Raw genomic sequence first — 20892 nt, 5'->3', positions numbered from 1 at the left:
TCGAGGGGCTGGCGGGCGGGACCCCCGACCAGCACCGACTCGCACCGACCCGCACCGACGACGGGAGCGTCAGGCCGATCGCAGTGACCGGCGCAGGGCCTCCTTGGACGCCTTGCCCGTCCCCGTCGTCGGGATGGCGTCGACGAGCACGAACTCGTCCGGCAGCCACCACGACGCGACCTGCTGCGCGGCGTGCTCCCGCAGCTGCTCGGCCGTGACCGCGGCGTGCTCGCGCAGCACGACGAAGGCCACGGGGCGCTCGACCCACCGTGGGTCGTCGCGCGCCACCACGACGACCTGCTCGACGTCGGGATGGGTGAGGATCGCCGCCTCGAGCTGCACCGACGAGATCCACTCGCCGCCAGACTTGATCAGGTCCTTGATCCGGTCGACGAGCCGCACGTAGCCGTGCCGGTCGACGGTCGCCAGGTCGCCGGTGCGCAGCCAGCCGTCCGCGGTGAGGCTGTCCGCGCCCTCGCCCCCGAAGTACCCGCTCGCCACCCAGGGGCCGGAGACCTGGAGCTCACCGACGGCCGCGCCGTCGTGGGGCAGTGCGCCGCCGGACTCGACGTCGACGACGCGCACGCGCACCAGCGGCGCCGGCTGGCCCTGCGCCGCCTGCACCTCCCCGGCGGGCGTCGGCGTCGAGGCGGTCGTGCTGGCTCCGCAGGCCTCCGACGGTGCCGACCGGGCTGATCTCGGTCATCCCCCAGGAGTGGGTGATCGGCACGCCCACCGCCTCCTCGTAGCCCGAGGACAGCGTCGGGCTGACGGCGGACCCGCCGCCCAGCAGGAGCCGCACCGAGCGCAGGTCGCGACCGCGCAGCGCCGGCAGGAGGTCGGTCCACACCGTCGGCACGGCCGCCGCGAGCGTGACCCGGTGCCGCTCCATCAGCCCGGCCAGGTGGTCGCGGGCCGCGGAGCCGCCGGGCAGCACCAGGTCGGCGCCGGCCATCAGCGCGCCGTAGGGGCAGCCCCCAGGCGTTGGCGTGGAACATGGGGACGATCGGCAGCACGACGTCGCGCTCGCTGATGCCGATCAGGCCGGCCGCCATGGTGCCGAGGCAGTGCAGCACCGTCGACCGGTGGCTGTAGAGGACCCCCTTCGGCCGTCCGGTCGTGCCGGAGGTGTAGCAGAGCCCCGCTGCCAGGTTCTCGTCGGCGGCGGAGAACGTCTCCTCGAAGGAGCCCTCGTACGGCGTCGCGGCCGCCACCAGGTCGTCGTAGTCGACGAACCGCGGGTCGGGCGGCAGCGCCTCGTCGCTGCCGTCGGGGAACACCACCCAGCGCCGCACACCCGGCAGCCGGTCGGCGCACGCGAGCACCACGGGCAGGTGCCGGCGGTCGAGGAAGACGACGTCGTCGCCCGCATGGTCGATGACGTAGGCGAGGTCGTCGGGCGAGAGCCGGACGTTGAGGGTGTGGAGCACGCGCTTGCTGATCGGGGCGGCGGCGTAGACCTCGAGGTGACGGCGGTGGTTGGCCGCCAGCGTCGCCACCCGCGCGCCCGCCGGCACTCCCGACGCGTCGAGCGCCGACACCAGGCGACGGACCTGCAGCGCCCAGGCGGCGTACGTGACCTCCTCGCCGTCGGCCTCGACGACCCGCTTGTGGCCGAACAGGCCCTCGGCCCGCTCGAAGACGTGAGCGAGGGTCAGCGGGCGGGGCTGCATGAGGCCGTCCATCTCGCGGCGGGTCCTCCGTTCGGGGATGCGGGCGTCCTGGCGGCGTCACGCCGCGACTTCACGGTAGGAGCCGGGCGTCGCCGGTGGCAGGTGTTCTTCATCCACAGCTGCACGGCGCACGGTGGACGGATGTTCTACCGTCGTCGATGACGCCGGCAGGACCATGCCGGGGCCGACCGGCCGACGCACCCACCGAGGCGAGGACGATGGACGATCGAGAACACCCCGACGGGCGCCCCGGCAGGGAGCGGGAGCTCGCCTCGCTCTACGCCGTCGCCCGGTCGCTCACCGCGCTCGGCGACGTCGAGGACGTGCTCGACTCCATCGTCCGGCACGCCCACGAGCTGATCGGCACCGACTTCACCTACCTCTCGCTGCTCGACGACGACGGCGTCCTGCGCATCACCGCGAGCGAGGGCACGATCTCGGCGGCGTTCCGCTCGGCCCACATCCCGCCGGGCACCGGGCTCGGCGGGAAGGTCATCGCCTCGCGTGCCGCCCACTGGGTGGACGACTACGCGCAGGCGGTCGACCTCCGTCACCATCCCGGCTTCGACGCGCTCGTCGGCAACGAGGGCCTCGTGGCCCTGCTGGGGGTGCCGCTCGTCGCGCGCGACCGCGTGCTGGGCGCGCTCTTCGCCGCCCACCGCAGCCGACGCCGGTTCCGGACCGACGAGATCGCCCTCCTGAGCGCGTTCGCCGACCACGCCGCCATCGCCCTCGACAACGCCCGCCTCTACGAGGAGAGCCGAGGAGCGCTCAGCGAGCTGACGTCGGCCTACCGCACCATCGAGCAGCAGGTGGCCGTGATGGAGCGGGCCCAGTCGGTGCACGAGGCCCTGACCGAGGTCGTGCTCGCCGGAGGCGGCCCCGGGGTGGTGGCCGCCGAGCTGGCCGACCGGATGGGTGGGGCCGTCACGATCCTCGACCGCAGGGGCGAGCCCCTCGCCCGCAGCGACGGCGATCCGCGCGACGTCCGCGAGGCGGACCCAGCGGCGCTCCACGAGGTGATCGACCGGGCCCGGACCACCGGCCGCGCCGCGACCGCCGGCGGGGGAGGACGGCCGCTGCCACAGCGCGGTGACCATCCGCGCCGGCGACAGCGTGCTCGGGACGCTGGTGTGGAGCCAGGACGGCGAGCCCGGCACCGTGGACGTGCGGAGCCTCGAGCTGGCGGCCCACGTCGTCGGGCTGCTCATCCTCAAGGAGAACGCGGCGGCCGACGCCGCCGACCGCCTCAGCGGCGAGCTGCTCACCGAGCTGATCGTGACCAGCCCCGACCTCACCGCTACCCAGCGGTCCCGCGCCCACTCGCGCGGGATCGACCCCGACGCGCTCGACGTCCTCCTCGTGGCGGAAGCGGCCACCACCGCCGGTGAGGTCGTCCGGCACCTGCACGCGGTCGCCCGCGAGCGGGCCGGCCTCGCCGGGGAGCACCTCGGCCGGGCGACCCTGTTGGCGCCCGCCGAGGACCCCGAGCAGCTCGCCCGCGACGTCCGGGCCCGCCTTCGCGGCAACCTCGGCGACCCCCGACGACCTCGGCGAGGTGGCCGTGGTCGCCGAGCGGGTCAGGGGCCACGACTGGGCGCGGGCGTTCTCACGGACGACGCGGTGCCTGGCGGTTGCTCGGCACCTCGGGTCGACCGACGTGGCCGCGACGACGGACCGGTTCGCCCTCTACGCCACCGTCTTCGACGTCGAGCGGAGGGCCGAGCTCGACCGGTTCCTCGAGGAGACGATCGGGCCGCTCCTGGCCTACGACGCGCGGCGGTCGACCGACCTGGTGGCCACCCTCGAGGCCTACTACGCCAACGACGGCAACCTCCGCCGCACCGCCGGCGTCCTCCACGTGCACCTCAACACGCTCCTCAAGCGGCTCGACCGGGTCACCACCGTCCTCGGCCGCGACTGGCGTGGCGGCGACGACCTGCAGCTGCGGCTCGCGGTCCGGCTGGAGACCCTCCGGCGCGCCCTGCGCACCTGAGCCCCGCGACCCCCCGCCGGGGTTCGGTGTGCGTTCTTCCCACCGCAGACCGGGCAAGTGTGGGCGATTCAGACCTCATGACCGCCGGACGAGGCTTCCTAGAGTGACGGCGACCACACCGGGCGGCCGGGCCGCCGGACGCCGGTGGACCGCCCTCAAGGAGGAGACCTCGTGAGCGTCGTCGTGCTGGGGATCGTCATCTTCTACTTCCTCCTCATGTTCGCCATCGGCTACTGGGCGAACACGAGGACCAAGTCCGCCAAGGAGTTCCTGGTCGCCGGCCAGACCCTCGGGTTCTTCGTCATGGCCATCGCCACGTTCTCCTCCATCCAGAGCGGTTTCGGCATGATCGGCCACACCGCCAACACCTACGCCTGGGGCATCCAGGCGATCGTGGCGGCGGCGCTCCTGGTGCCGCTGAGCTTCGCCCTGTCGTGGTTCCTGCTCGGCGCACGGCTCTACCGCATCGCCCGGCAGCACGACGTCTACTCGATCCCCGACGTGATCCGTGTCCGCTACCCGAACCGCTCGGCGCACGTCGCGATGTCGGTCGCGATGTTCGTCGGCTCCGTCGCCTACATGACCGCCCAGGTCACCGCGATGGGCGTGATCGTTGGGATCATCTTCGACACCTCCGTGACCGTCGGCGCCGTGATCGGCTCGGTCGTGGTCGCCGCCTACACGATCGCCGGCGGCATGCTGGCCGCCGTCTGGACCGACCTGGTGCAGGGCCTGCTCATGATCGCCATGTCGATCGCGACCTTCTTCGTCGCGACGAGCTCGGTCGGCGGCTGGTCCTCCATGCTGCGGAAGATCGAGCAGTACGACGCCGGCTGGCTGCACCTCGACGCGACCCAGCCGGTCACCTGGGTGCTGGGGTTCGTGTTCCTCGCCGTGCTGGGCACGGCCGCCCAGCCGCAGCTGGTGACCAAGTTCCTGATGCTCCGGTCGGCGTCCGAGCTGCGGTGGGGCGCCCTCGTGGCATCGGTCGCGTACGCGGTGACGACGTTGTTCGCGCTCTCGATCGGCCTCGCGATGCGGGCGTTGACAGCCGAGGGCCGCGCACCGGAGCTCAGCAACATCGACAACACCACGACCTGGTTCCTGGACAACATGACCGCGCCGGTGTTCGCGGGCTTCGTGATGGCCGGGCTGCTGGCGGCGATCATGTCCAGCGCCAGCTCGTTCATCACCATCGGCGCCTCCTCGCTCACCCGCGACCTGGTGTCCTCGTTGGGCCGGACACTGCACCGCGACCTGCTCTGGGGCCGGCTCGCCAGCGCCTTCGTCGTCCTGTGCTCGCTGCTGTTCGCCCTCTACCTGACCCAGGTGGTGTTCCTGCTCGGCGCGATCGGCTGGGCGGCGTTCGCGGCGGCGATGTTCGCGCCGATCGTCCTCGGCATCTACTGGAAGCGCGCGACCGGTCTCGCCACGACCGTCACCATCGCCTTCGGCATCGTGGCCAACCTGGCGCTGACCGTCCTGACCTCGGAGGAGGTCATCACGCTGCCGACCTACCTGCAGGCGGGCGGTCTGGTGATCGCGCTCGGCCTGCTCCTGTTCGTCGCGCTCTCGGTCGCCTTCCCCTCCGACGGCTCCCGCCGGTACTTCGACCGCGTCTACGCGGCCCCCGAGGAGGAGCCGCGCGACCCCCTCCGCGCCACCACGCCCGCCCCGCTCGACTCCTGACCCGATCGGAGACCCGATGAAGCTCGACAGAACCGACGTCCTGGTCGCCGCGGTGACGGTGGCCACCCTGTTCGCCGCGGTCGGCATGGCCTTCGACGTCTGGCAGGCCGTGTACTACTCGATCCCCGCCTTCGTGCTGCTGTTCATGCTCCTCGGCTCGATGAGCTCCCGGGAGGAGTGGTCGTCGGCCGTCCTGGTGCCGGTGGTCGGCTTCTGGGCGGTGCTCACCGCTCTGTTCGTCGCGGGCGCCGTGCTCATGGACAGCTCTCGGGAGCTCGGCGGCCTGCACGTCTCCAGCGGGATCTTCCTCTACCTGATCTGGCCGTTGGGGACGATCGGGGCGCCGCTGGTCTACGCACTGGTCCACCACCGGTGGCTCGCACCGGACCTCGCCGCGGCCGACGAGGAGGCGCGGTCGTGACCGCGCCGACCTGGGCACGGCCCGGCCTGCTCCGCCGCCGGGCGGCGGCAGCGCTCCTCGCGGTGGCGGTCGCGTCGACCGCGCTGGTCGCGGCGTCACCGTCGGTGGGGACCGCCGGGCCGCCGGCCGCGGAGCGCCGGTCGCCCGTCCTGCGACAGACCACGCTCGGCCCGGTGCTCGGCCTCGACGAGAGCCGCTCGACGGGCACCTACGCGTGGTTGGGCCTGCCCTATGCCGAGCCCCCCGGTCGACGAGCTGCGGTGGCGCCCCCGGTGACGCACCGTCCCTGGCGGGCCGTCCGCCGCACCCAGGAGCTCGGCGACGGGTGTGCGCAGCCGGGACGGTTCTTCAGCCCCTCCCCCGACGGGCCGCACTACGACCTCGACGTGCGCGACGGCCTCCGCCGGCCGGTCGGTGCGGAGGACTGCCTCACGCTCAACGTCTACCGGCCGGCGACCCGGCGCACGAACCTGCCGGTGATCGTGTTCGTCCACGGCGGCAGCAACGTCGTGGGCTACTCCGGCGACCCGATGTACGACGGCCGCACGTTGGCCAGGCGAGCCGACGCGGTCGTCGTCACGGTGAACTACCGGCTCGGCGTCCTCGGCTGGCTCGACCTGCCCGGCACCGACGGCGACCCGCTGGCGGAGTCGGGGAACTTCGGCCTCCTCGACCAGGTCGAGGCGCTGCGGTTCGTGCGCGACAACGCCCGACGTTTCGGCGGTGACCCCCCACAACGTCACGCTGGCGGGCGAGTCGGCCGGCGCGGTCGACGTGTGGGCGCTGATGGTGTCGCCACAGGCCCGCGGCCTCTTCCACAAGGCGATCCCGCTGAGCGGGGGCTCCAGTCCACACCGCCCGCGACGGCTCGCGAGTACGCCGGCGCCCTGGCGGCCGCGGCGGTCGAGGAGCACGCGCCGGGCGCGGCTCCCGACCCGGTCCGCCTGCTCCGCTCGCTGTCGGCCGACGAGCTCGTCGAGCTGACGCTCGAGCACGGCCTCGACGCGACGCCGGCCGTGATCGCCGACGGGGACCGTCGTGCCGTCGGATCCGTACGCCGCCCTGGGCTCGGCCCGCACGCGCCGGATCCCGGTGCTGGCCGGCAACACGTTCGAGGAGGGGAAGCTGTTCGGCTCCGCCATCGGTGCCCACCGGCCCTCCGACCGCGAGCGGTTCACCCTGCAGTACCGGTTCGACCCCGACCGGCCCGGGCGGTTGCGGGTGCGGGACCTGGTCGCCGACCCGTTCCTTCCGCTCGACGCGCCCGGCGGGTGGGAGGAGGCCTCCGAGGCGCTGACCGCGTCGGTCTTCCACGGCATCGTCGAGCGGTCGATGGACACGCTGGTCGACGCCGGCAACCGGAACGCCTACTACTACGAGTTCGGGTGGAACGAGCAACCGCGGCCGTTCGACCGCGTCTACGGGGCGGTGCACGCGCTGGACCTGCCGTTCGTCTTCGGCAACTTCCGGCGCAACGTGTTCTCCTACGCCTTCAGCCGAGCCAACCGGACCGGCCGGCTCGAGCTCTCGCGCCTGATGATGCGCAGCGTGCGGGCGTTCGTGCACACCGGAGACCCGCGGCACCGCGGCCTCGACGACCGGTGGGACCTGTGGCCCCGGAGCATGGTCTTCGACGCCGGCCGGCACCGGGCGTGGACGTGCGCTGGCAGGTTCGGGGGCACCTACGGGGCCGCCGCCTCGTCGGACCGCCGCGTGGCCTGCTCCCCCTAGCCGGACCGACCGGGCAGGTCGACGTCGACCGGGCCGAGGACGGCGGCGAAGAGGCGGACGCAGCGCCGGCTCATCTGCTCGGGCGTCTCGGCGGGGTGGTCGAGCCACCAGGTGACGAGCGCGTCGAGGACGCTGGTCCACACGGCGGTCATCGCGTCGGTGTCGGCCGGGTCGTCGTCGCCGGCGAGGCGCATCAGCTCCCCGACCCCGTCGGCGCTCAGCGCGGCCATCCGCGAGCGGTAGGTGGCGAGCACCGGGTCGAGCTCGGGTCCTCCGGGGACGGTGGGGTCGTTGAGCAGCCGCCACGTCCACGGCGCGGGCTCGAGCGCCCGGAACAGGCCGTCGAGCGAGACGAGGGCCCGCGCCAGCCCCACCTCCCCGAGCCGCGCCGTCCGCTCGATCTCGTCGGCGACCAGCGTCCCGGCGTACGCCAGGCACGCGGCGAGGAGCCCCTCCTTGGAGCCGAAGTAGTTGTAGATCAGCGGTTTCGAGATGCCGGCGCGGCGCGCGATCTCGTCGACCGACGCCAGCGCGAAGCCCCGCTCGGCGAACACCTCCCCGGCGACCGCGACGATCTGCTGCTCGCGGTCCGCCCGGGCCACACCCTTGGTGCCGGTGAGGCGCGCGGCGGTCGAGGTCACGAGCCGACCCTAGCCGGTTGATATGACTTCCTGGTAACTTACCGCGCAGTCATATCTCTGCCACCGAGGAGCGCCCGTGCTCGCCGATCTCTGGCACGCCATCCCCGAGCCGCTGCACGACCCGGTCGCGCTGGCGGCGCCGTTCTTCCTGCTGTTCATCGGCATCGAGGCGCTGGCCGCCCGCCTCCTCGAGGACGAGGAGCCGGCCGGCCGGCCCGGCGGCGGTCGCGCACACCCGGCGCGGGGCGGCTACGAGCGCAGCGACGCGCTCGCAAGCATCGGGGCCGGCGCGGTGTCGGTGCTCACGATGACCGCGTGGAAGGCCCTCGGCCTGCTCGGCTACTCCGTGCTCTTCGCCTACGTCGCACCGTGGCAGCTCCCCGCGGATGCGTGGTGGACGTGGGCGGTGGCGATCGTCGGGGTCGACTTCACCTTCTACTGGGCGCACCGCGTCGCCCACCGGGTGCGCCTGGTGTGGGCCACCCACCAGGCCCACCACTCCAGCGAGTACTTCAACTTCGCCACCGCCCTGCGGCAGAAGTGGAACAACTCCCACGAGCTGGTGTTCTGGGCGCCGCTCCCCCTGCTCGGGGTGCCGCCGGCGTTGGTCTTCCTCGGCTTCTCGGTCAGCCTGGTCTACCAGTTCTTCGTCCACACGGAGCGGGTCGACCGGCTGTGGCGGCCCGTCGAGCTGGTCTTCAACACGCCGTCCCACCACCGGGTCCACCACGGCAGCGACCCGGAGTACCTCGACCGCAACTACGGCGGCATCCTCATCGTCTGGGACCGGCTGTTCGGCTCCTTCCAGCCCGAGCTGCACCGGCCGACGTACGGGCTGACGACGCCGGTCGGCAGCACCAACCTGCTGACCATCCAGACCCACGAGTACGCCGCGATCGTCCGCGACGTGCGCCGGGCGCCGACGCTGCGCGACAAGCTGGGCTACGTCTTCGGGCCCCCGGGGTGGAGGCCGGAGCGCTCAGGCGTCTAGCCCCAGCTCGGTCATCCGCTCGGTGTGCCGCTCGGTGAGCCGGGTGAACATCCGGCCGAGCGCGGCGAGGTCGAGCCCCGGGCGGTCGACACCGCCGGCGAGCAGGGCCGTCAGCGCGTCGCGCTCGGCAGCCACCCGCTGCGCCTGGGTCAGCGCCTCGCCCATGATCCGGCGCCCCCAGAGCGCGAGCCGCCCTCCGAGCCGCGGGTCGGCGGCGATCCCCCTCGCGGATCCGCTCGACGGCGAACGCCGCGTGCTGCCCCTCGGCGACCGACGACACCACCAGGTCACGGGTGTCGGGGTCGAGGTAGGCGGCGATCTCGCGGTAGAAGTCGTTGGCGAGGCCGTCGCCGACGAACGCCTTGACCAGGCTCTCGTGCCAGTCCGCGGGCGCGGTGTGGGCGTGGAACGCGTCCAGCGCCTCCCGGAACGGCGCCATCGTCGCGAACGGGTCGACGTCGAACGCGCGGATCCGGTCGAGCAGCGGCTGCACGTGGTCGAGCTCCGCGGCCGCCATCCGGGCCAGGGCGACCTTGTCCTCCAGCGTGGGGGGCGAGCTTGGAGTCCTCGGCCAGCCGCTCGAAGGCCGAGATCTCGCCGTACGCGATGACCGCGAGCAGGTCGACGACCGCCTCGCGGTACTCCGGGTCGGTGAACGCGACCGGGACGTCGGTCGACGCGGTCTCGACGGATTCAGCCATGCGGGCAGGGTACCGATACCATGGGGTCGGCGAGTGGCAGCCCGACCGGGCGCCCCGCCGGGCGCAGACCGCCCACGTATGTGCGCGGCTGAGTGTGAATCAGCCGCATCCGACCCTTGACTCGGCCCCGGCTGAACTCACTCACGAAAGCGAACAGGACCCTGAACGACAAGCCGACCTTCCGCGACCTCGGCGTGCTCCCGCAGATCTGCGACTCCCTCGAGCGCGCCGGCATCACCCACCCCTTCGCGATCCAGGAGATGACCCTCTCCGTCGCGCTCATGGGCACCGACCTCATCGGTCAGGCCCGCACCGGCACCGGCAAGACGCTGGCCTTCGGCATCCCCGTCATCCAGCGCAGCATCGCGCCGACCGACCCCGACTACGCCGAGCTGCCGCAGGGCAAGCCCCAGGCGCTCGTCGTCGCCCCGACCCGCGAGCTCGCGCTGCAGGTGTCGGGCGACCTCGAGCTGGCCTCCCGCGACCGCGGGATGCGCGTGCTGACCATCTACGGCGGCGTGGGCTACGAGCCCCAGCTCGAGGCGCTCGAGGCCGGCGTCGACATCGTCGTCGGCACGCCCGGCCGGCTGCTCGACCTCGCCAACCGCCGGGCCCTCGACCTGTCCCACGTGCACGCGCTGGTGCTCGACGAGGCCGACGAGATGCTCGACCTGGGCTTCCTGCCCGACGTCGAGCGGCTGCTGCGGCTCACCCCGGAGACGCGGCAGACCATGCTGTTCTCCGCCACGATGCCGGCCGCGATCGTCAACCTGGCCCGCCGGCACCTGCGGCACCCGATGAACATCCGCGCGGAGTCGTCGTACGAGAACGCCACGGTGCCCGCGACCGCGCAGTTCATCTACCAGGCCCACGACCTCGACAAGCCCGAGATCATCGGTCGGGTCCTGCAGGCCGAGGACGCCGACAAGATGATCGTCTTCACCCGCACCAAGCGGCAGGCGCAGCGGGTGGCCGACGACCTGGTCGAGCGCGGGTTCAAGGCCAGCCCGCTCCACGGCGACATGGCGCAGGTCGCGCGCGAGAAGGCGCTGACCAAGTTCCGCGAGGACAAGATCAAGGTCCTCGTCGCCACCGACGTGGCCGCGCGCGGCATCGACGTGGCGAGCGTCTCGCACGTCGTCAACTACAGCTGCCCCGAGGACGACAAGACCTACGTCCACCGGATCGGCCGCACCGGCCGCGCCGGCGCGTCGGGCATCGCGATCACGCTGGTCGACGCCACCGACATCCACCGCTGGAAGATGATCAACAAGGCGCTCGACCTGCCCTTCGACGAGCCGGTCGAGACCTACTCCACCTCCGAGCACCTCTTCCACGACCAGGGCATCCCGCCGGGCACCAAGGGCCGGATCGTCGACCCGGCGCCGGTCGAGCGCAAGCCCCGCGAGGACCGCGGCGAGCGGCGCGAGCGGTCCGGCGACCGGCCCCGCAACCGCAACCGCAACCGGACCCGCACCCGTGGCGGGCGGCCCGTCGAGGGCCGCGCCGACACCACCGCGGAGGGCACCGCTCCCGCCGGCCAGGGCGGCGCGACCGGTCAGAGCGGTCAGGCCGGCCAGACCGGCACCGGCGACGCCGGGCCGTCGGGCCCGTCGGGCGACCGTCCCCGCCGGCGGCGCCGCCGCCGGTCCGGCGGCGGCCAGGCCGGCCAGGCCGGCCAGGCCGGCCAGGCAGGTAGCAGCGCGCCGACCGAGGTCCCCGCCCCGACCGAGGCCTGACGCCGGGAGTCCTCGGCGGCCGCTACGGCTTGCCGTCGAGGAACATCCGCAGCCGGGTCAGCGTGGTGTCGTCGTCACCGGGCACGTGCCCGTTGACGGCGCGGCACGCCCACCCGAGCCGGGTGGCCACCGTCGCGGCCGCGACCAGGTCGACGCCCGGGTGGCGGACGGCGTACGGCGCGAGGTAGGCGTCGCGGAACGGCGCGGTGTCGACCGAGTCCGGCTCGTCGTCGAGCCCCCACGCGATCAGGCCCTCGAGCGTCACCGACAGCGTGAAGAACGGGTGCGAGACGCACGCGTCGCCCCAGTCCATCACCAGGTTGACGCCGTCGCGCACGAACACCTGGGCGTCGTGCAGGTCGTCGTGCTGCAGGGTCTCGGCGATGCCGAAGCCGGCCAGCCGGTCGCAGAGCTCGGCGACGTACGCCGTCGCGTCGCGGAAGCGCGGCTCCGCGGGGACGTCGTGCACGAGACGTTCGTAGGCCTCCGGCAGCACCGCCAGCCGCCGGTCGGGCACACCGAGGGCGAGCAGCTCCGGCACGGCGTCCTCGCAGGCGATCTGGATCTCGGCGACGGCCGCCAGCACGTCGTACCAACGGTCGAGGGAGCCCTCGGCGGGCGCCACCTCGCGCAGCCGCTCGCCCGCGTCGGCCATCAGCATCCAGCCCCGCTCGGTGTCGGCGGCCAGCAGCGGCGGCACCCGGTCGGGGCGGCGCTGCGCGAGCAGGGCGACCACGCCCGCCTCGTGGTGCATCGACCCGTCGTTGGCCTTGAACCAGACCGGCCCGGCCGACGTGGGCACCCTCAGCACCGTGGACCAGCGCACGACGTGGGGCTGCTCGATCGCACCGGTGCGGGTCAGGCCGAGCACGGCGAGCTGCTCCTCGACCCACGCGTCGGCCTCGGCCCGCCACGCGGGGTCGGTCCAGCGTCCGGCGTCCATCACGGCTGCCCCGCCAGGGCCCGGGCCTCGCGCTCGGCGACGGCGTGCTCGTCCGTGCGGGCGTCGTAGGTCCAGAAGTCACGCAGCCACAGGGCGGTGACGCCGACCGCCGCGACGCACGCGAGGCCGCCGGTGCTGATCGCCCCGCGGACCGACCAGAGGTCGGCGGTGACGCCGGCGCGCACCTGGCCGCCGTAGGGGCCGAGCGAGTAGGAGAGCATCTCGATGCCGGCCAGCCGGCCGCGCATCGACTCGGGGATGGTCTGGCTCCACACCGTCGCCCGGAACACGCCCGAGACCAGGTCGGCGGCGCCGGCCAGCGCGAGGAACACCATGACCAGCCAGATCGACGGCATCGCGCCGGCGGCGGCCACGCAGGCGCCGTAGGCCGCGGCCGAGATCACGATCGCCCGGCCGTGGTGGTGCACCCGGCCCGTCCAGCCCGACAGCACGGTCGCGACGATCGAGCCGACGGTGCCGGCGGTGTAGAGCAGGCCGAGCAGCTCGGGTCGCTCGAAGACGTCCTCCACCAGGGCGGGGAACAGCACGGTGGGCATCGCCATCAGCATCGCCGCGATGTCGACGAAGTAGGTGCCGAGGAGGTCCCGGCGGCCGAACGCGTAGCGGACGCCCTCCCCGATCGCCCGCAGGCTCGGCGGGGTGGTCTCGGTGCGGTGCGGGTAGGGCCGCATCATCGTGTAGAGCAGCGAGGCGACCAGCAGCCCGGCGACGTCGATCGTGAAGCACCAGCCGATGCCGACGCCCGCGATGAGGAGGCCGCCGAGCGCCGGTCCGGCGAGCAGGCCGATCTGGATGCCGAAGCTGGCGAGGGCGTTGGCGGCGGGGATCTGGTCGTGCGCCACCGTCCGCGGGAGCAGCGCCTCCCGGGAGGGCCGCTGGAGAGCGCTGGTCGAGGTCAGCAGCGCGGCCACGACGAAGATCAGCACGACGCTGGGCTCGTCGCGGAAGGCGTTGAGGGCCAGCACGGTGGTGAGCACGGCCTGCGCGATCCCGGTGCCGATCAGCAGCCGGCGCCGGTCGACGTGGTCGGCCAGCGCGCCGCCGTAGAGCCCGAAGACGACGAGGGGCACCAGCTCGACCAGGCCGATCGCGCCGACCGCGAAGTTGGATCCGGTGAGCGTGTAGACCTGGTACGGCACCGCGACGTAGCTGACCATCGCGCCGAAGTAGAAGACGGTGCCGGCGACGAGCAGCAGCCGGTAGTCGCGCGAGGCACGCCACGGCGACAGGTCCATCCTGAGGCCGCGCAGGCGGTCGGCCCAGCTCATCGGTCGATCACAAGGGGGAACGATCTCATCCCCCTGTGCCGCCCGGACGAATCGTTTTCCGCGCGGGTGGCGCGGATCACGCCGACTACGGCGTGACCACGACCGTGGTGCCGAGCGGGGCGAAGTCCCACAGCGCGATCGCGTCCTCCTCGCGCTGCCGGATGCAGCCGTGGGACAGCGGCGTGCCGAGCTGCGCCTCGGTCTGCACCGGCCGGCCGTCGTCGACCGGGATGGTGTGGAAGCCGATGGCGGCGCCCGCGTCGCCGTAGGTGAACCGGACGAAGTACTCCATCGTCCCGGAGTCGTCGATGCCGACGGCGTGGCGGGAGGTGGAGAACACCTCGTAGGTGCCGGGGTCGAGGTTGTCGTAGACGCTGCCCGAGACCGGGTAGGTGCGGACGACGGCGTCGGCGTCGTCGACGAGCCAGACCCGCTGCCGGCCCTCGCTGAAGACGACGCGGTGGCCGCTGCCGGACCCGGGAGGCAGCGACTCGTCGGCGAGCCCGGCACGAGCCGCCGTCGCGACCGCGGGGGTCTCGTCGCGGTCGGACCGGGCGTCCGTCTTCTCGCGGGTCGCACCCGCGGGCCGCTCCCGCTGCTCGCGGTCCCCGGCCGGCCCGGTCGTCCTGGCCCGCGGCGGCTTCAGGTCGCCGGACACCGCCGGGGTGATCTCGGCGGTCGTCGCCCCGGCCAGCGCCCGGTCGCCCGGCAGCACGTCGAGGTTGCCGACCAGGGCCACCCCGGCGACGGTCGCCGAGACCGCGAGGACGGCGAGCCGGGGGTAGCGGGGCCGGACGGGTGCCCGGCGCCGCCCCGGCCGCTCGGCGCGACGCTTGCCGGCCTGAGCCCGGTGCTGACCGGGCTGACGTGCGTGCTTCACCTCAGCCCGCCGCCCGCCGGAGGAGGTTGGCGGCGACCTCGCGGTAGGCCGCGGCGCCCTTGCTGGCGCGGCTCGTGACGAGGATCGACCGGCCAGGCCGCCGGCGCCTCGGCGAACTTGATCGTCTTGGGGATCGGCGGCTCGACGACCTCGAGGTCGTAGGTCTCCCGAGATCGTGTCGAGCACCGTCCGGGCGTGGTTGGTGCGGCCGTCGTAGAGGGTCGGCAGGACGCCCCAGACCGCCAGGTCGCGGTTGGTGAAGCGGCGCACGTCGTGCACGGTGTCGAGCAGCTGGCCGACGCCGCGGTGCGAGAGCGTCTCGCACTGCAACGGCACCAGTACGCCGTCGGCGGCGGTGAGCGCCGCGACCGTCAGCACGCCGAGCGACGGCGGGCAGTCGAGCAGCACCCAGTCGTAGTCCGTGCCCGTACCGGTGGCGCCGAGGTCCTCGAGCACGCCGCGGACGACGTGCTCGCGGCCGGTGCGGGTCAGCAGGTCGGCCTCGGCGCGCGCGAGCTCGATGGTCGCGGGCAGCAGGTCGACACCGTCCTCGGTCTCGATGATCACCTCGCTCGCCGGCACGCCCTTGGTGAGCACGTGATGGACCGAGACCTCGAGGTCCTCGGGGTCGATGCCGAGGGAGAAGGTCAGGCACGCCTGCGGGTCGAGGTCGACGAGGAGCACCCGCTGCCCGAGCTCGGCGAGCGCGGCACCGATGGAGGCGACGCTCGTGGTCTTCGCGACGCCGCCCTTCTGGTTCGCGACCGCGAGGACGGTGGTCGAGGGGGGCCGGGTGCTCATGTCAGGGGACATCATGCCGGACCGGGGCGCGCCCGTGGGGCACCAGCCTGTTTCACTTTCCCCATGCCCACCAGTCTCGTCACCGGCGGCACCGCCGGGATCGGCCACGAGTTCGCCCGCCAGCTCGCCGCCCGCGGCGACGACCTGGTCCTGGTCGCCCGGGACGAGGACCGGCTGCGGCGGGTCGCGGCCGACCTCGGGGCGGCGTACGGCGTCGCCGTCGAGGTGCTCGTCGCCGACCTGACGGACCCCGCGCAGCTGGCGCGGGTCGAGGACCGGCTCGCCGACGGCGACCGCCCGGTCGACCTGCTCGTCAACAACGCCGGCTTCGGCCTCAAGGGCCGGTTCCTCGACAACGACGTGGACACCGAGCAGGCGCAGCAGGACGTGCTGGTGCGGGCGGTGCTCCGGCTCTCCCACGCGGCGCTGCGCGGGATGGTCGACCGCGGCCGCGGCGGGATCATCAACGTCTCGAGCGTCGCGGCGTTCCTGCCGCGCGGCACCTACAGCGCCGCGAAGGCGTGGGTCAACGGGTTCAGCGCGTGGGCGCACCACGAGTACGCCGCGCGCGGCGTGACCGTGATGGCCCTCTGCCCCGGCTTCGTGCGCACCGAGTTCCACCAGCGGCTCGGCGTCGACCGCGACGCCACGGCACCCCGGTTCCTCTGGCTCGACGCCGACCGCCTCGTCCGCGACGCCCTCGCCGACTTCGACCGCCGCCGCGCCCTCTCGGTGCCCAGCAAGCGCTACAAGGTGATCGTGACCGCCTCGCGCGTGCTCCCCACTCCCCTGCTCCAGCGCTTCCAGTCCCTCGGCCGCAAGTAGCCCGTCGACAGGTCGAAGAGGCACTTTCTCACCGTCGAGTGGGTGCTTCTCCGGTCGCTCGGGCGGGAGAAGTGCCTACTCGAGGGTGAGGAAGCCCCTCCTCAACCTTCGCCGGCGATGAAGGCGCGGACCGCGTCGGCGACCAGCTGCACGGCGATGGCCGAGAGCAGGAGGCCGGCGATCCGGGTGACGAGGAGGACGCCACCCTCGCGGATCACCTTGAGGATCGGCAGCGAGTACCGCATCGCCAGCCAGAGGGTGATGTGGACGCCGACGATGCCGAGGGCCACGGCGACCAGCTCCGAGCCGTCGTCGACGCCCTGGACGAACAGCATGGTGGCGACGATCGCGCCGGGGCCGGCGAGGAGCGGCGTGCCGAGCGGCACCAGGGCGACGTTGGTGTCCTGGCCGGCCGTCATCTCCTCCTCCTTGCCCGTCAGCAGCTCCAGCGCGACGAGCAGGAGGAGCAGCCCGCCGGCGCACTGGAGTGCCGGCAGCGAGATGTGGAGGTAGGCCAGGATCTGCTGGCCGAACAGCGCGAACAGCACGATCACCAGGAACGACACCGCGACCGCCTGCCAGGCGTAGCGACGCGACGTGGCGGGACTGCGGCCGGCGGTCAACGACAGGAAGATCGGCACGGTGCCGACCGGGTCCATGATCACGAACAACGTCACGAACACCTCGACGAGGAGGACGCCGTCGACGATGCTCACGCCGCTCCCCTCCGCTCGCCGACGAGGGCGGTCGGGGAGCCGAGGTCGGCAGCGCGGGCGAGGATCCGCTCCAGGTGCCGCGGCGCCGTGGTGTTGCAGCCCAGGTCGTGGTTGGTCTTGCCCGTGCCGTGGTGGTCGCTCGAGCCGGTGACGACGAGCCCGAGCCGGCCGGCGACCTCCCGCAGCCGGCCGCGCTCGCGCGGGCCGTGGTCGAGGTGGTCGACCTCGATCCCGAACAGCCCCGCCTCCGCGAGCCGGCCGAACGCGTCGTCGTCGAGGACCTCGGCACTCCCCCGGCCCCAGGGGTGGGCCACGACCGGCACCCCGCGGGCCTCGGTCACGACCTGAAGCATCTCGACGAGGTCGGTCGCGTAGCGGTCGACGTACGCCGGGCGGCCGTCGGCGAGGTACTCCGCGAACGCCTGGCCCCGGTCGGCCACGACGCCGAGCCGCACCAGCAGGTCGGCGACGTGCGGGCGGCCGGTCGCGGCGGCGTCGGCGGTGACCTCGGCGAGCGCCTCCTCGGTGGCGTCGGCGATGCCGAGGTCGCGCAGCCGCTCCAGCATCGCCGGGACCCGCTGGTCGCGACCCTCGAGGATCCGGCCCAGCTCCCGGACCAGCGCGGGGTCGGCCGGGTCGGGCAGGTACGCGAGCAGGTGGACGCCGCGGCCACGGAAGCGGGTGCTGACCTCGATGCCGCGGACCAGCCCGACACCGGCGTCCACGGCGGCCGCGGCCGCCTCGTCCCAACCGGCGGTGGTGTCGTGGTCGGTGATCGCCACGACGTCCAGCCGCGCGGCGACGGCGGCACGCACCAGCTCGGCGGGCGGCTGGGTGCCGTCGCTGACCCGGGAGTGGGTGTGGAGGTCGATCCGCACGGACGAAGGCTAGTAGCGCGGATCGGCCCGCGGCGAAGCCGCGACGCGGTGGGTTCGGTCACCCCGCCGACGGCTACCAGGGCGGCGCGGGGCCGCCGAACGGCAGCGCCACCAGCTGCGGGCCGGACGCCGACACGTCGCGCAGGATCCACTCGTCCCGCAGCAACAGCACCGCGGAGGCGGGCCGGAGCACCAGCCACAGCCAGCGCCCCCTCCGCCTCACCGGCCACGACCGAGCGGTCCCACTCGCCCTCCGCGGCGCTGACCGAGACCGGCCACAGGCCGACCGGATAGCTGCCGATCCGCACCCGCACCGTGGGCGGGCCGTCGCCGACCTCGTCGCCGGGGTCGTCGCGACCCGTGCGGGCGAGGCCGGCGATCCGGGCGCCGAGACCGGTGCCCGGCTCCTCGCTCACCACGATCACGTCGACCGGGCCGTCGAGCGCGCTCGTGCCCGAGACGCAGGTCATGGTCGCGACGCTGCGGCCGTCCTCGTCGCCGACGACCGCGAAGTCGGTGACGCTCCAGCCCGGGCCCAGCGGCCACGGGAGGTAGGTCGGGAACGCCCCGGCGCGGCCCAGGTGCCCCGCGAAGTCGTCGTACGTCGCCGCAGCCGGGTGCCAGAGCGGCACGACGACGCCGTGCTCGGGGCACGCCCAGCGACCGTCGCCGGTCCCGCCCACCGGCGCCGGGCATCGCGGGCATCCGACCCGGAGCGACATGGGTCACACGGTAAGGGCTCACCCGTTCCAGCGCAGCACCACCGGCGTCTCGCGCTCGTGGCCGAGCACCGAGACGGTGGCGGTGTCGAGCCGGAACAGCCGGCCGTCCTGCGGCGCCAGCCCGAGCCAGCGCGCGGCCACCACGCGCAGGGAGTGGCCGTGGGCGAAGGCCAGGGTGCGGCCGGCGGCGCGGGCCCGGGCCACCACCCGGTCGCAGCGCTCCGCGACCGCCGCGGCCGGCTCGCCGCCGGGCGAGGGATGGCTCCACACCGTCCAGCCGGGCACCGACTCGCGGATCTGCGCCGTCGTCAGCCCCTCGTAGTCGCCGTAGGCCCACTCGACGAGGTCGTCGTCGACCTCGGCGTCCGGGAAGCCCGCCAGGGCCGCCGTGCGCCGGGCGCGCTCGCGCGGGCTGGTCAGCACCAGGTCGAAGCCGGCGTCCGCGAGCCGCGGGGCGAGCGAGGTCGCGTCGTCCTCGCCGTCGGGCAGCAGGGGCAGGTCGGTCACCGACGTGTGCCGGCCCGCCCGGCTCCACTCGGTGGGACCATGCCGCACCAGCCACAGCTCGGGGCGGTCGGTGGGCTCGTGCGCGTGCGCCATCGCCCCAGTCTCCCAGCGTTCCGGTGTTCCAGTGCTCCGGTGTGCTGCCGTCGCGCGCGCCACCGGCGGGAACCCGGAGCGCCCCGCTACCGTCAGAAGGACCATGAAGACCCTCATCGGCACCGGCGCGACCCTCCTCGCCCTCGGCCTCCTGGCCGGCTGCGGCGGCGACGACGGCGGAGCCACCGCCGACGACCCCGCCACCGCCGACGGCGGCACCACCACCACCGGCCCCACCGACGACCCGACCACCGGCACCTACCCCGAGTTCGCGGCGCAGGACTACACCTACCTGCTGGAGCAGGTGTGCTTCTGCCCGGTCACCGGCCCGGTGCAGGTGACGGTGCGCGACGGCGAGGTCGTCGAGGCGGTGGTCACCCGCAACCGGCACGGCGTGAAGAAGGGCACCCCGGCCCCGGACTACCTCCGCGCGACGATCAACGACGTGATCGCTCGGGCCAACGACACCGAGGCCGACTCGGTGGAGGTGGTGTGGCCCGAGGGGCAGGACTACCCGTCGCGGGTCGAGGTCGACCAGATGGCCAACGCCACCGACGACGAGATCACCTTCATCGTCCGCGACGTGCGGGTCGACGGCTGACCGGTCACGCGGGGACGAGCGCCCAGTAGTCGAGGTCGAGCAGCACCCCGTCGGCGTACTTGCCGTCCTCGCCGCGGAGCGTCATCGAGGTGTCCCTGCCCTTGGTGGCGACCAGCCGCAGCCGCAGCGCCCCCACCCCGGGCGCCGGCGTGCCGGCCTTGTCGAGCACCTCCGACCACGCGTAGACGGTGTCGCCCGCGAACGCGGGCGCGACGTGGGAGCCGCCGTTGATCGCGGCCACCAGCTGGGCGTTGGCGAGCCCGTTGAACGACAGCGCCCGCGCCATCGAGATCACGTGCCCGCCGTAGACCAGCCGGTTGCCGTCGGGACGCGCGTCGGTGCTGAAGTGCACCTTGGCGGTGTTCTGCCACAGCCGGGTCGCCATCATGTGCTCCGCGTCGGTGAGCGTGACGCCGTCGACGTGGTCGATCCGCTCGCCCACCTCGTAGTCGTCGAGCCGGTGCGGCTCGCCCGCCGCGCCGAAGTCGTACGACGTGAAGTCGAGGCCCTCGGGCAGCACCAGGTCGTCGGCGGCGACCGCCGTCGCCAGCTCGGGGATCACCGGCTCCGGAGCGGGGGCGCCGGCGTCCCGCTTGTGGACCATCACCCAGCGGCACCAGTCGATCGCGACCTCGCCGCGCTGGTTGGTGGCGGTCGAGCGCACGTAGACGACGCCGGTGCGGCCGTTGGAGTTCTGCTTGAGGCCGATCACCTCCGAGGTGGTGCGGAGGGTGTCGCCGGGGACGACGGGGCGGTGGAACCGGCACTCGGCGTAGCCCAGGTTGGCGACCGCGTTGAGCGAGACGTCGGGGACCGTCTTGCCGAACGCGATGTGGAACCCGACCAGGTCCTCGACCGGGTGCGGCCCCTCCGGCGCGCAGAGCCCCACCGACGCCGCGAACTCGCGGGAGCTCGGGACGGCGAACCGGGTCGGGTAGAGCGCGCCGTAGAGCGCGCGGTCACCCTCGGTGACCGTGCGCGGCGTGGCGTGCTCGATCACCTGCCCGACGGTGAAGTCCTCGAAGAAGCTGCCCGCGTTGGTCTTGCTCACGGGC

The 20892-nt window shown here is 73.6% G+C and carries 20 protein-coding genes and 6 pseudogenes; 9 read left to right on the top strand and 17 right to left on the bottom strand.

The window, feature by feature from the left end; translation table 11 throughout:
- Nucleotides 1–69: 69 nt before the first annotated feature.
- The 4 genes and pseudogenes from MF408_RS16945 to MF408_RS25700 all read right to left on the bottom strand — a co-directional run.
- Entirely contained in the window at nucleotides 70–402 is a 333-nt protein-coding gene (locus MF408_RS16945) for a hypothetical protein (protein WP_240248675.1), read from the bottom strand.
- A gap of 141 nt (nucleotides 403–543) precedes the next feature.
- Nucleotides 544–624: pseudogene (locus tag MF408_RS27025) on the bottom strand (hypothetical protein); the annotation flags it as partial.
- Between the two features lie 124 nt (nucleotides 625–748).
- Nucleotides 749–955: pseudogene (locus MF408_RS27020) on the bottom strand (AMP-binding protein); the annotation flags it as partial.
- An 82-nt stretch (nucleotides 956–1037) separates the two neighbouring features.
- Nucleotides 1038–1673, bottom strand: a pseudogene (locus tag MF408_RS25700) (AMP-binding protein); the annotation flags it as partial.
- A 218-nt stretch (nucleotides 1674–1891) separates the two neighbouring features.
- Here MF408_RS25700 and MF408_RS16935 point away from each other — a divergent pair.
- The 5 genes from MF408_RS16935 (at nucleotide 1892) to MF408_RS16915 (ending at nucleotide 7510) form a co-directional block, all read left to right on the top strand.
- Nucleotides 1892–3064: a GAF domain-containing protein gene (locus MF408_RS16935; protein ID WP_240248673.1), complete on the top strand. Its 1173-nt coding sequence runs from the start codon at nucleotides 1892–1894 to the stop codon at nucleotides 3062–3064.
- Between the two features lie 167 nt (nucleotides 3065–3231).
- On the top strand, nucleotides 3232–3669 hold the full coding sequence (locus tag MF408_RS16930) for a helix-turn-helix domain-containing protein (protein WP_240248672.1): 438 nt from the start codon (nucleotides 3232–3234) through the stop codon (nucleotides 3667–3669).
- A gap of 171 nt (nucleotides 3670–3840) precedes the next feature.
- Entirely contained in the window at nucleotides 3841–5358 is a 1518-nt protein-coding gene (locus tag MF408_RS16925; RefSeq protein WP_240248671.1) for a hypothetical protein, read from the top strand.
- 16 nt (nucleotides 5359–5374) lie between these two features.
- Nucleotides 5375–5779, top strand: coding sequence for a hypothetical protein (locus MF408_RS16920; protein ID WP_240248670.1), 405 nt, complete (start codon nucleotides 5375–5377; stop codon nucleotides 5777–5779).
- A gap of 1038 nt (nucleotides 5780–6817) precedes the next feature.
- Nucleotides 6818–7510, top strand: coding sequence for a carboxylesterase family protein (locus tag MF408_RS16915; protein ID WP_240248669.1), 693 nt, complete (start codon nucleotides 6818–6820; stop codon nucleotides 7508–7510).
- Here MF408_RS16915 and MF408_RS16910 read toward each other — a convergent pair.
- Nucleotides 7507–8151 (bottom strand): TetR/AcrR family transcriptional regulator, encoded by a 645-nt coding sequence (locus MF408_RS16910; RefSeq protein WP_240248668.1) that lies wholly within the window; start codon nucleotides 8149–8151, stop codon nucleotides 7507–7509. The two genes, MF408_RS16915 and MF408_RS16910, sit on opposite strands and share 4 nt — an antisense overlap.
- Nucleotides 8152–8227: 76 nt before the next feature.
- On the opposite strand from MF408_RS16910, the gene MF408_RS16905 reads away from it, so the two are divergent.
- Nucleotides 8228–9142 carry a sterol desaturase family protein gene (locus MF408_RS16905; protein ID WP_240248667.1) on the top strand — a complete coding sequence of 305 codons (915 nt, stop codon included), beginning with the start codon at nucleotides 8228–8230 and terminating at the stop codon, nucleotides 9140–9142.
- Here the strand turns inward: MF408_RS16905 and MF408_RS27015 are convergent.
- The 3 genes and pseudogenes from MF408_RS27015 to MF408_RS27005 form a co-directional block, all read right to left on the bottom strand.
- Entirely contained in the window at nucleotides 9131–9307 is a 177-nt protein-coding gene (locus MF408_RS27015) for a ferritin-like fold-containing protein (protein ID WP_345893955.1), read from the bottom strand. The genes MF408_RS16905 and MF408_RS27015 overlap by 12 nt on opposite strands.
- Nucleotides 9308–9425: 118 nt before the next feature.
- A pseudogene (locus MF408_RS27010) lies at nucleotides 9426–9659 on the bottom strand (ferritin-like fold-containing protein); the annotation flags it as partial.
- A 79-nt stretch (nucleotides 9660–9738) separates the two neighbouring features.
- Nucleotides 9739–9843: pseudogene (locus tag MF408_RS27005) on the bottom strand (hypothetical protein); the annotation flags it as partial.
- Between the two features lie 194 nt (nucleotides 9844–10037).
- Between MF408_RS27005 and MF408_RS16895 the strand changes: the two are divergent.
- Nucleotides 10038–11582: a DEAD/DEAH box helicase gene (locus tag MF408_RS16895; protein WP_240248666.1), complete on the top strand. Its 1545-nt coding sequence runs from the start codon at nucleotides 10038–10040 to the stop codon at nucleotides 11580–11582.
- Between the two features lie 22 nt (nucleotides 11583–11604).
- Here the strand turns inward: MF408_RS16895 and MF408_RS16890 are convergent, their stop codons facing one another.
- The 3 genes from MF408_RS16890 to MF408_RS16880 all read right to left on the bottom strand — a co-directional run bounded on the left by MF408_RS16890 (nucleotide 11605) and on the right by MF408_RS16880 (nucleotide 15495).
- Nucleotides 11605–12525, bottom strand: coding sequence for a phosphotransferase (locus tag MF408_RS16890; protein WP_240248665.1), 921 nt, complete (start codon nucleotides 12523–12525; stop codon nucleotides 11605–11607).
- Nucleotides 12525–13814: an MFS transporter gene (locus MF408_RS16885; RefSeq protein ID WP_240248664.1), complete on the bottom strand. Its 1290-nt coding sequence runs from the start codon at nucleotides 13812–13814 to the stop codon at nucleotides 12525–12527. The genes MF408_RS16890 and MF408_RS16885 overlap by 1 nt, the downstream gene beginning before the upstream one ends.
- A gap of 85 nt (nucleotides 13815–13899) precedes the next feature.
- Complete coding sequence (locus tag MF408_RS16880; protein WP_240248663.1) at nucleotides 13900–15495, bottom strand: AAA family ATPase; 1596 nt, start codon at nucleotides 15493–15495, stop codon at nucleotides 13900–13902.
- 63 nt (nucleotides 15496–15558) lie between these two features.
- On the opposite strand from MF408_RS16880, the gene MF408_RS16875 reads away from it, so the two are divergent.
- Nucleotides 15559–16320 carry an SDR family oxidoreductase gene (locus tag MF408_RS16875; protein WP_240248662.1) on the top strand — a complete coding sequence of 254 codons (762 nt, stop codon included), beginning with the start codon at nucleotides 15559–15561 and terminating at the stop codon, nucleotides 16318–16320.
- A gap of 101 nt (nucleotides 16321–16421) precedes the next feature.
- On the opposite strand, the gene MF408_RS16870 is transcribed toward MF408_RS16875, so the two are convergent.
- The 5 genes and pseudogenes from MF408_RS16870 to MF408_RS16855 form a co-directional block, all read right to left on the bottom strand.
- Nucleotides 16422–17036, bottom strand: coding sequence for a MarC family protein (locus MF408_RS16870; RefSeq protein WP_240248661.1), 615 nt, complete (start codon nucleotides 17034–17036; stop codon nucleotides 16422–16424).
- Nucleotides 17033–17914, bottom strand: coding sequence for a PHP domain-containing protein (locus MF408_RS16865; protein ID WP_240248660.1), 882 nt, complete (start codon nucleotides 17912–17914; stop codon nucleotides 17033–17035). Before MF408_RS16865 ends, MF408_RS16870 begins: the two co-directional genes overlap by 4 nt.
- A 73-nt stretch (nucleotides 17915–17987) precedes the next feature.
- Nucleotides 17988–18137 carry a hypothetical protein gene (locus MF408_RS16860; protein ID WP_240248659.1) on the bottom strand — a complete coding sequence of 50 codons (150 nt, stop codon included), beginning with the start codon at nucleotides 18135–18137 and terminating at the stop codon, nucleotides 17988–17990.
- 43 nt (nucleotides 18138–18180) lie between these two features.
- A pseudogene (locus MF408_RS27000) lies at nucleotides 18181–18636 on the bottom strand (DUF6758 family protein); the annotation flags it as partial.
- Nucleotides 18637–18654: 18 nt separating this feature from the next.
- Complete coding sequence (locus MF408_RS16855; protein WP_240248658.1) at nucleotides 18655–19236, bottom strand: histidine phosphatase family protein; 582 nt, start codon at nucleotides 19234–19236, stop codon at nucleotides 18655–18657.
- Nucleotides 19237–19339: 103 nt separating this feature from the next.
- Here MF408_RS16855 and MF408_RS16850 point away from each other — a divergent pair, with 103 nt between their 5' ends.
- Complete coding sequence (locus MF408_RS16850; protein ID WP_240248657.1) at nucleotides 19340–19837, top strand: DUF6174 domain-containing protein; 498 nt, start codon at nucleotides 19340–19342, stop codon at nucleotides 19835–19837.
- Between the two features lie 4 nt (nucleotides 19838–19841).
- On the opposite strand, the gene MF408_RS16845 is transcribed toward MF408_RS16850, so the two are convergent.
- Nucleotides 19842–20888: a MaoC family dehydratase gene (locus MF408_RS16845; RefSeq protein ID WP_240248656.1), complete on the bottom strand. Its 1047-nt coding sequence runs from the start codon at nucleotides 20886–20888 to the stop codon at nucleotides 19842–19844.
- Between the last annotated feature and the right edge of the window lie 4 nt (nucleotides 20889–20892).

The organism is Nocardioides sp. TF02-7 (assembly GCF_022437945.1).
Lineage (GTDB): Bacteria > Actinomycetota > Actinomycetes > Propionibacteriales > Nocardioidaceae > Nocardioides.
This window is presented reverse-complemented; position numbering and strand designations above follow the sequence as displayed.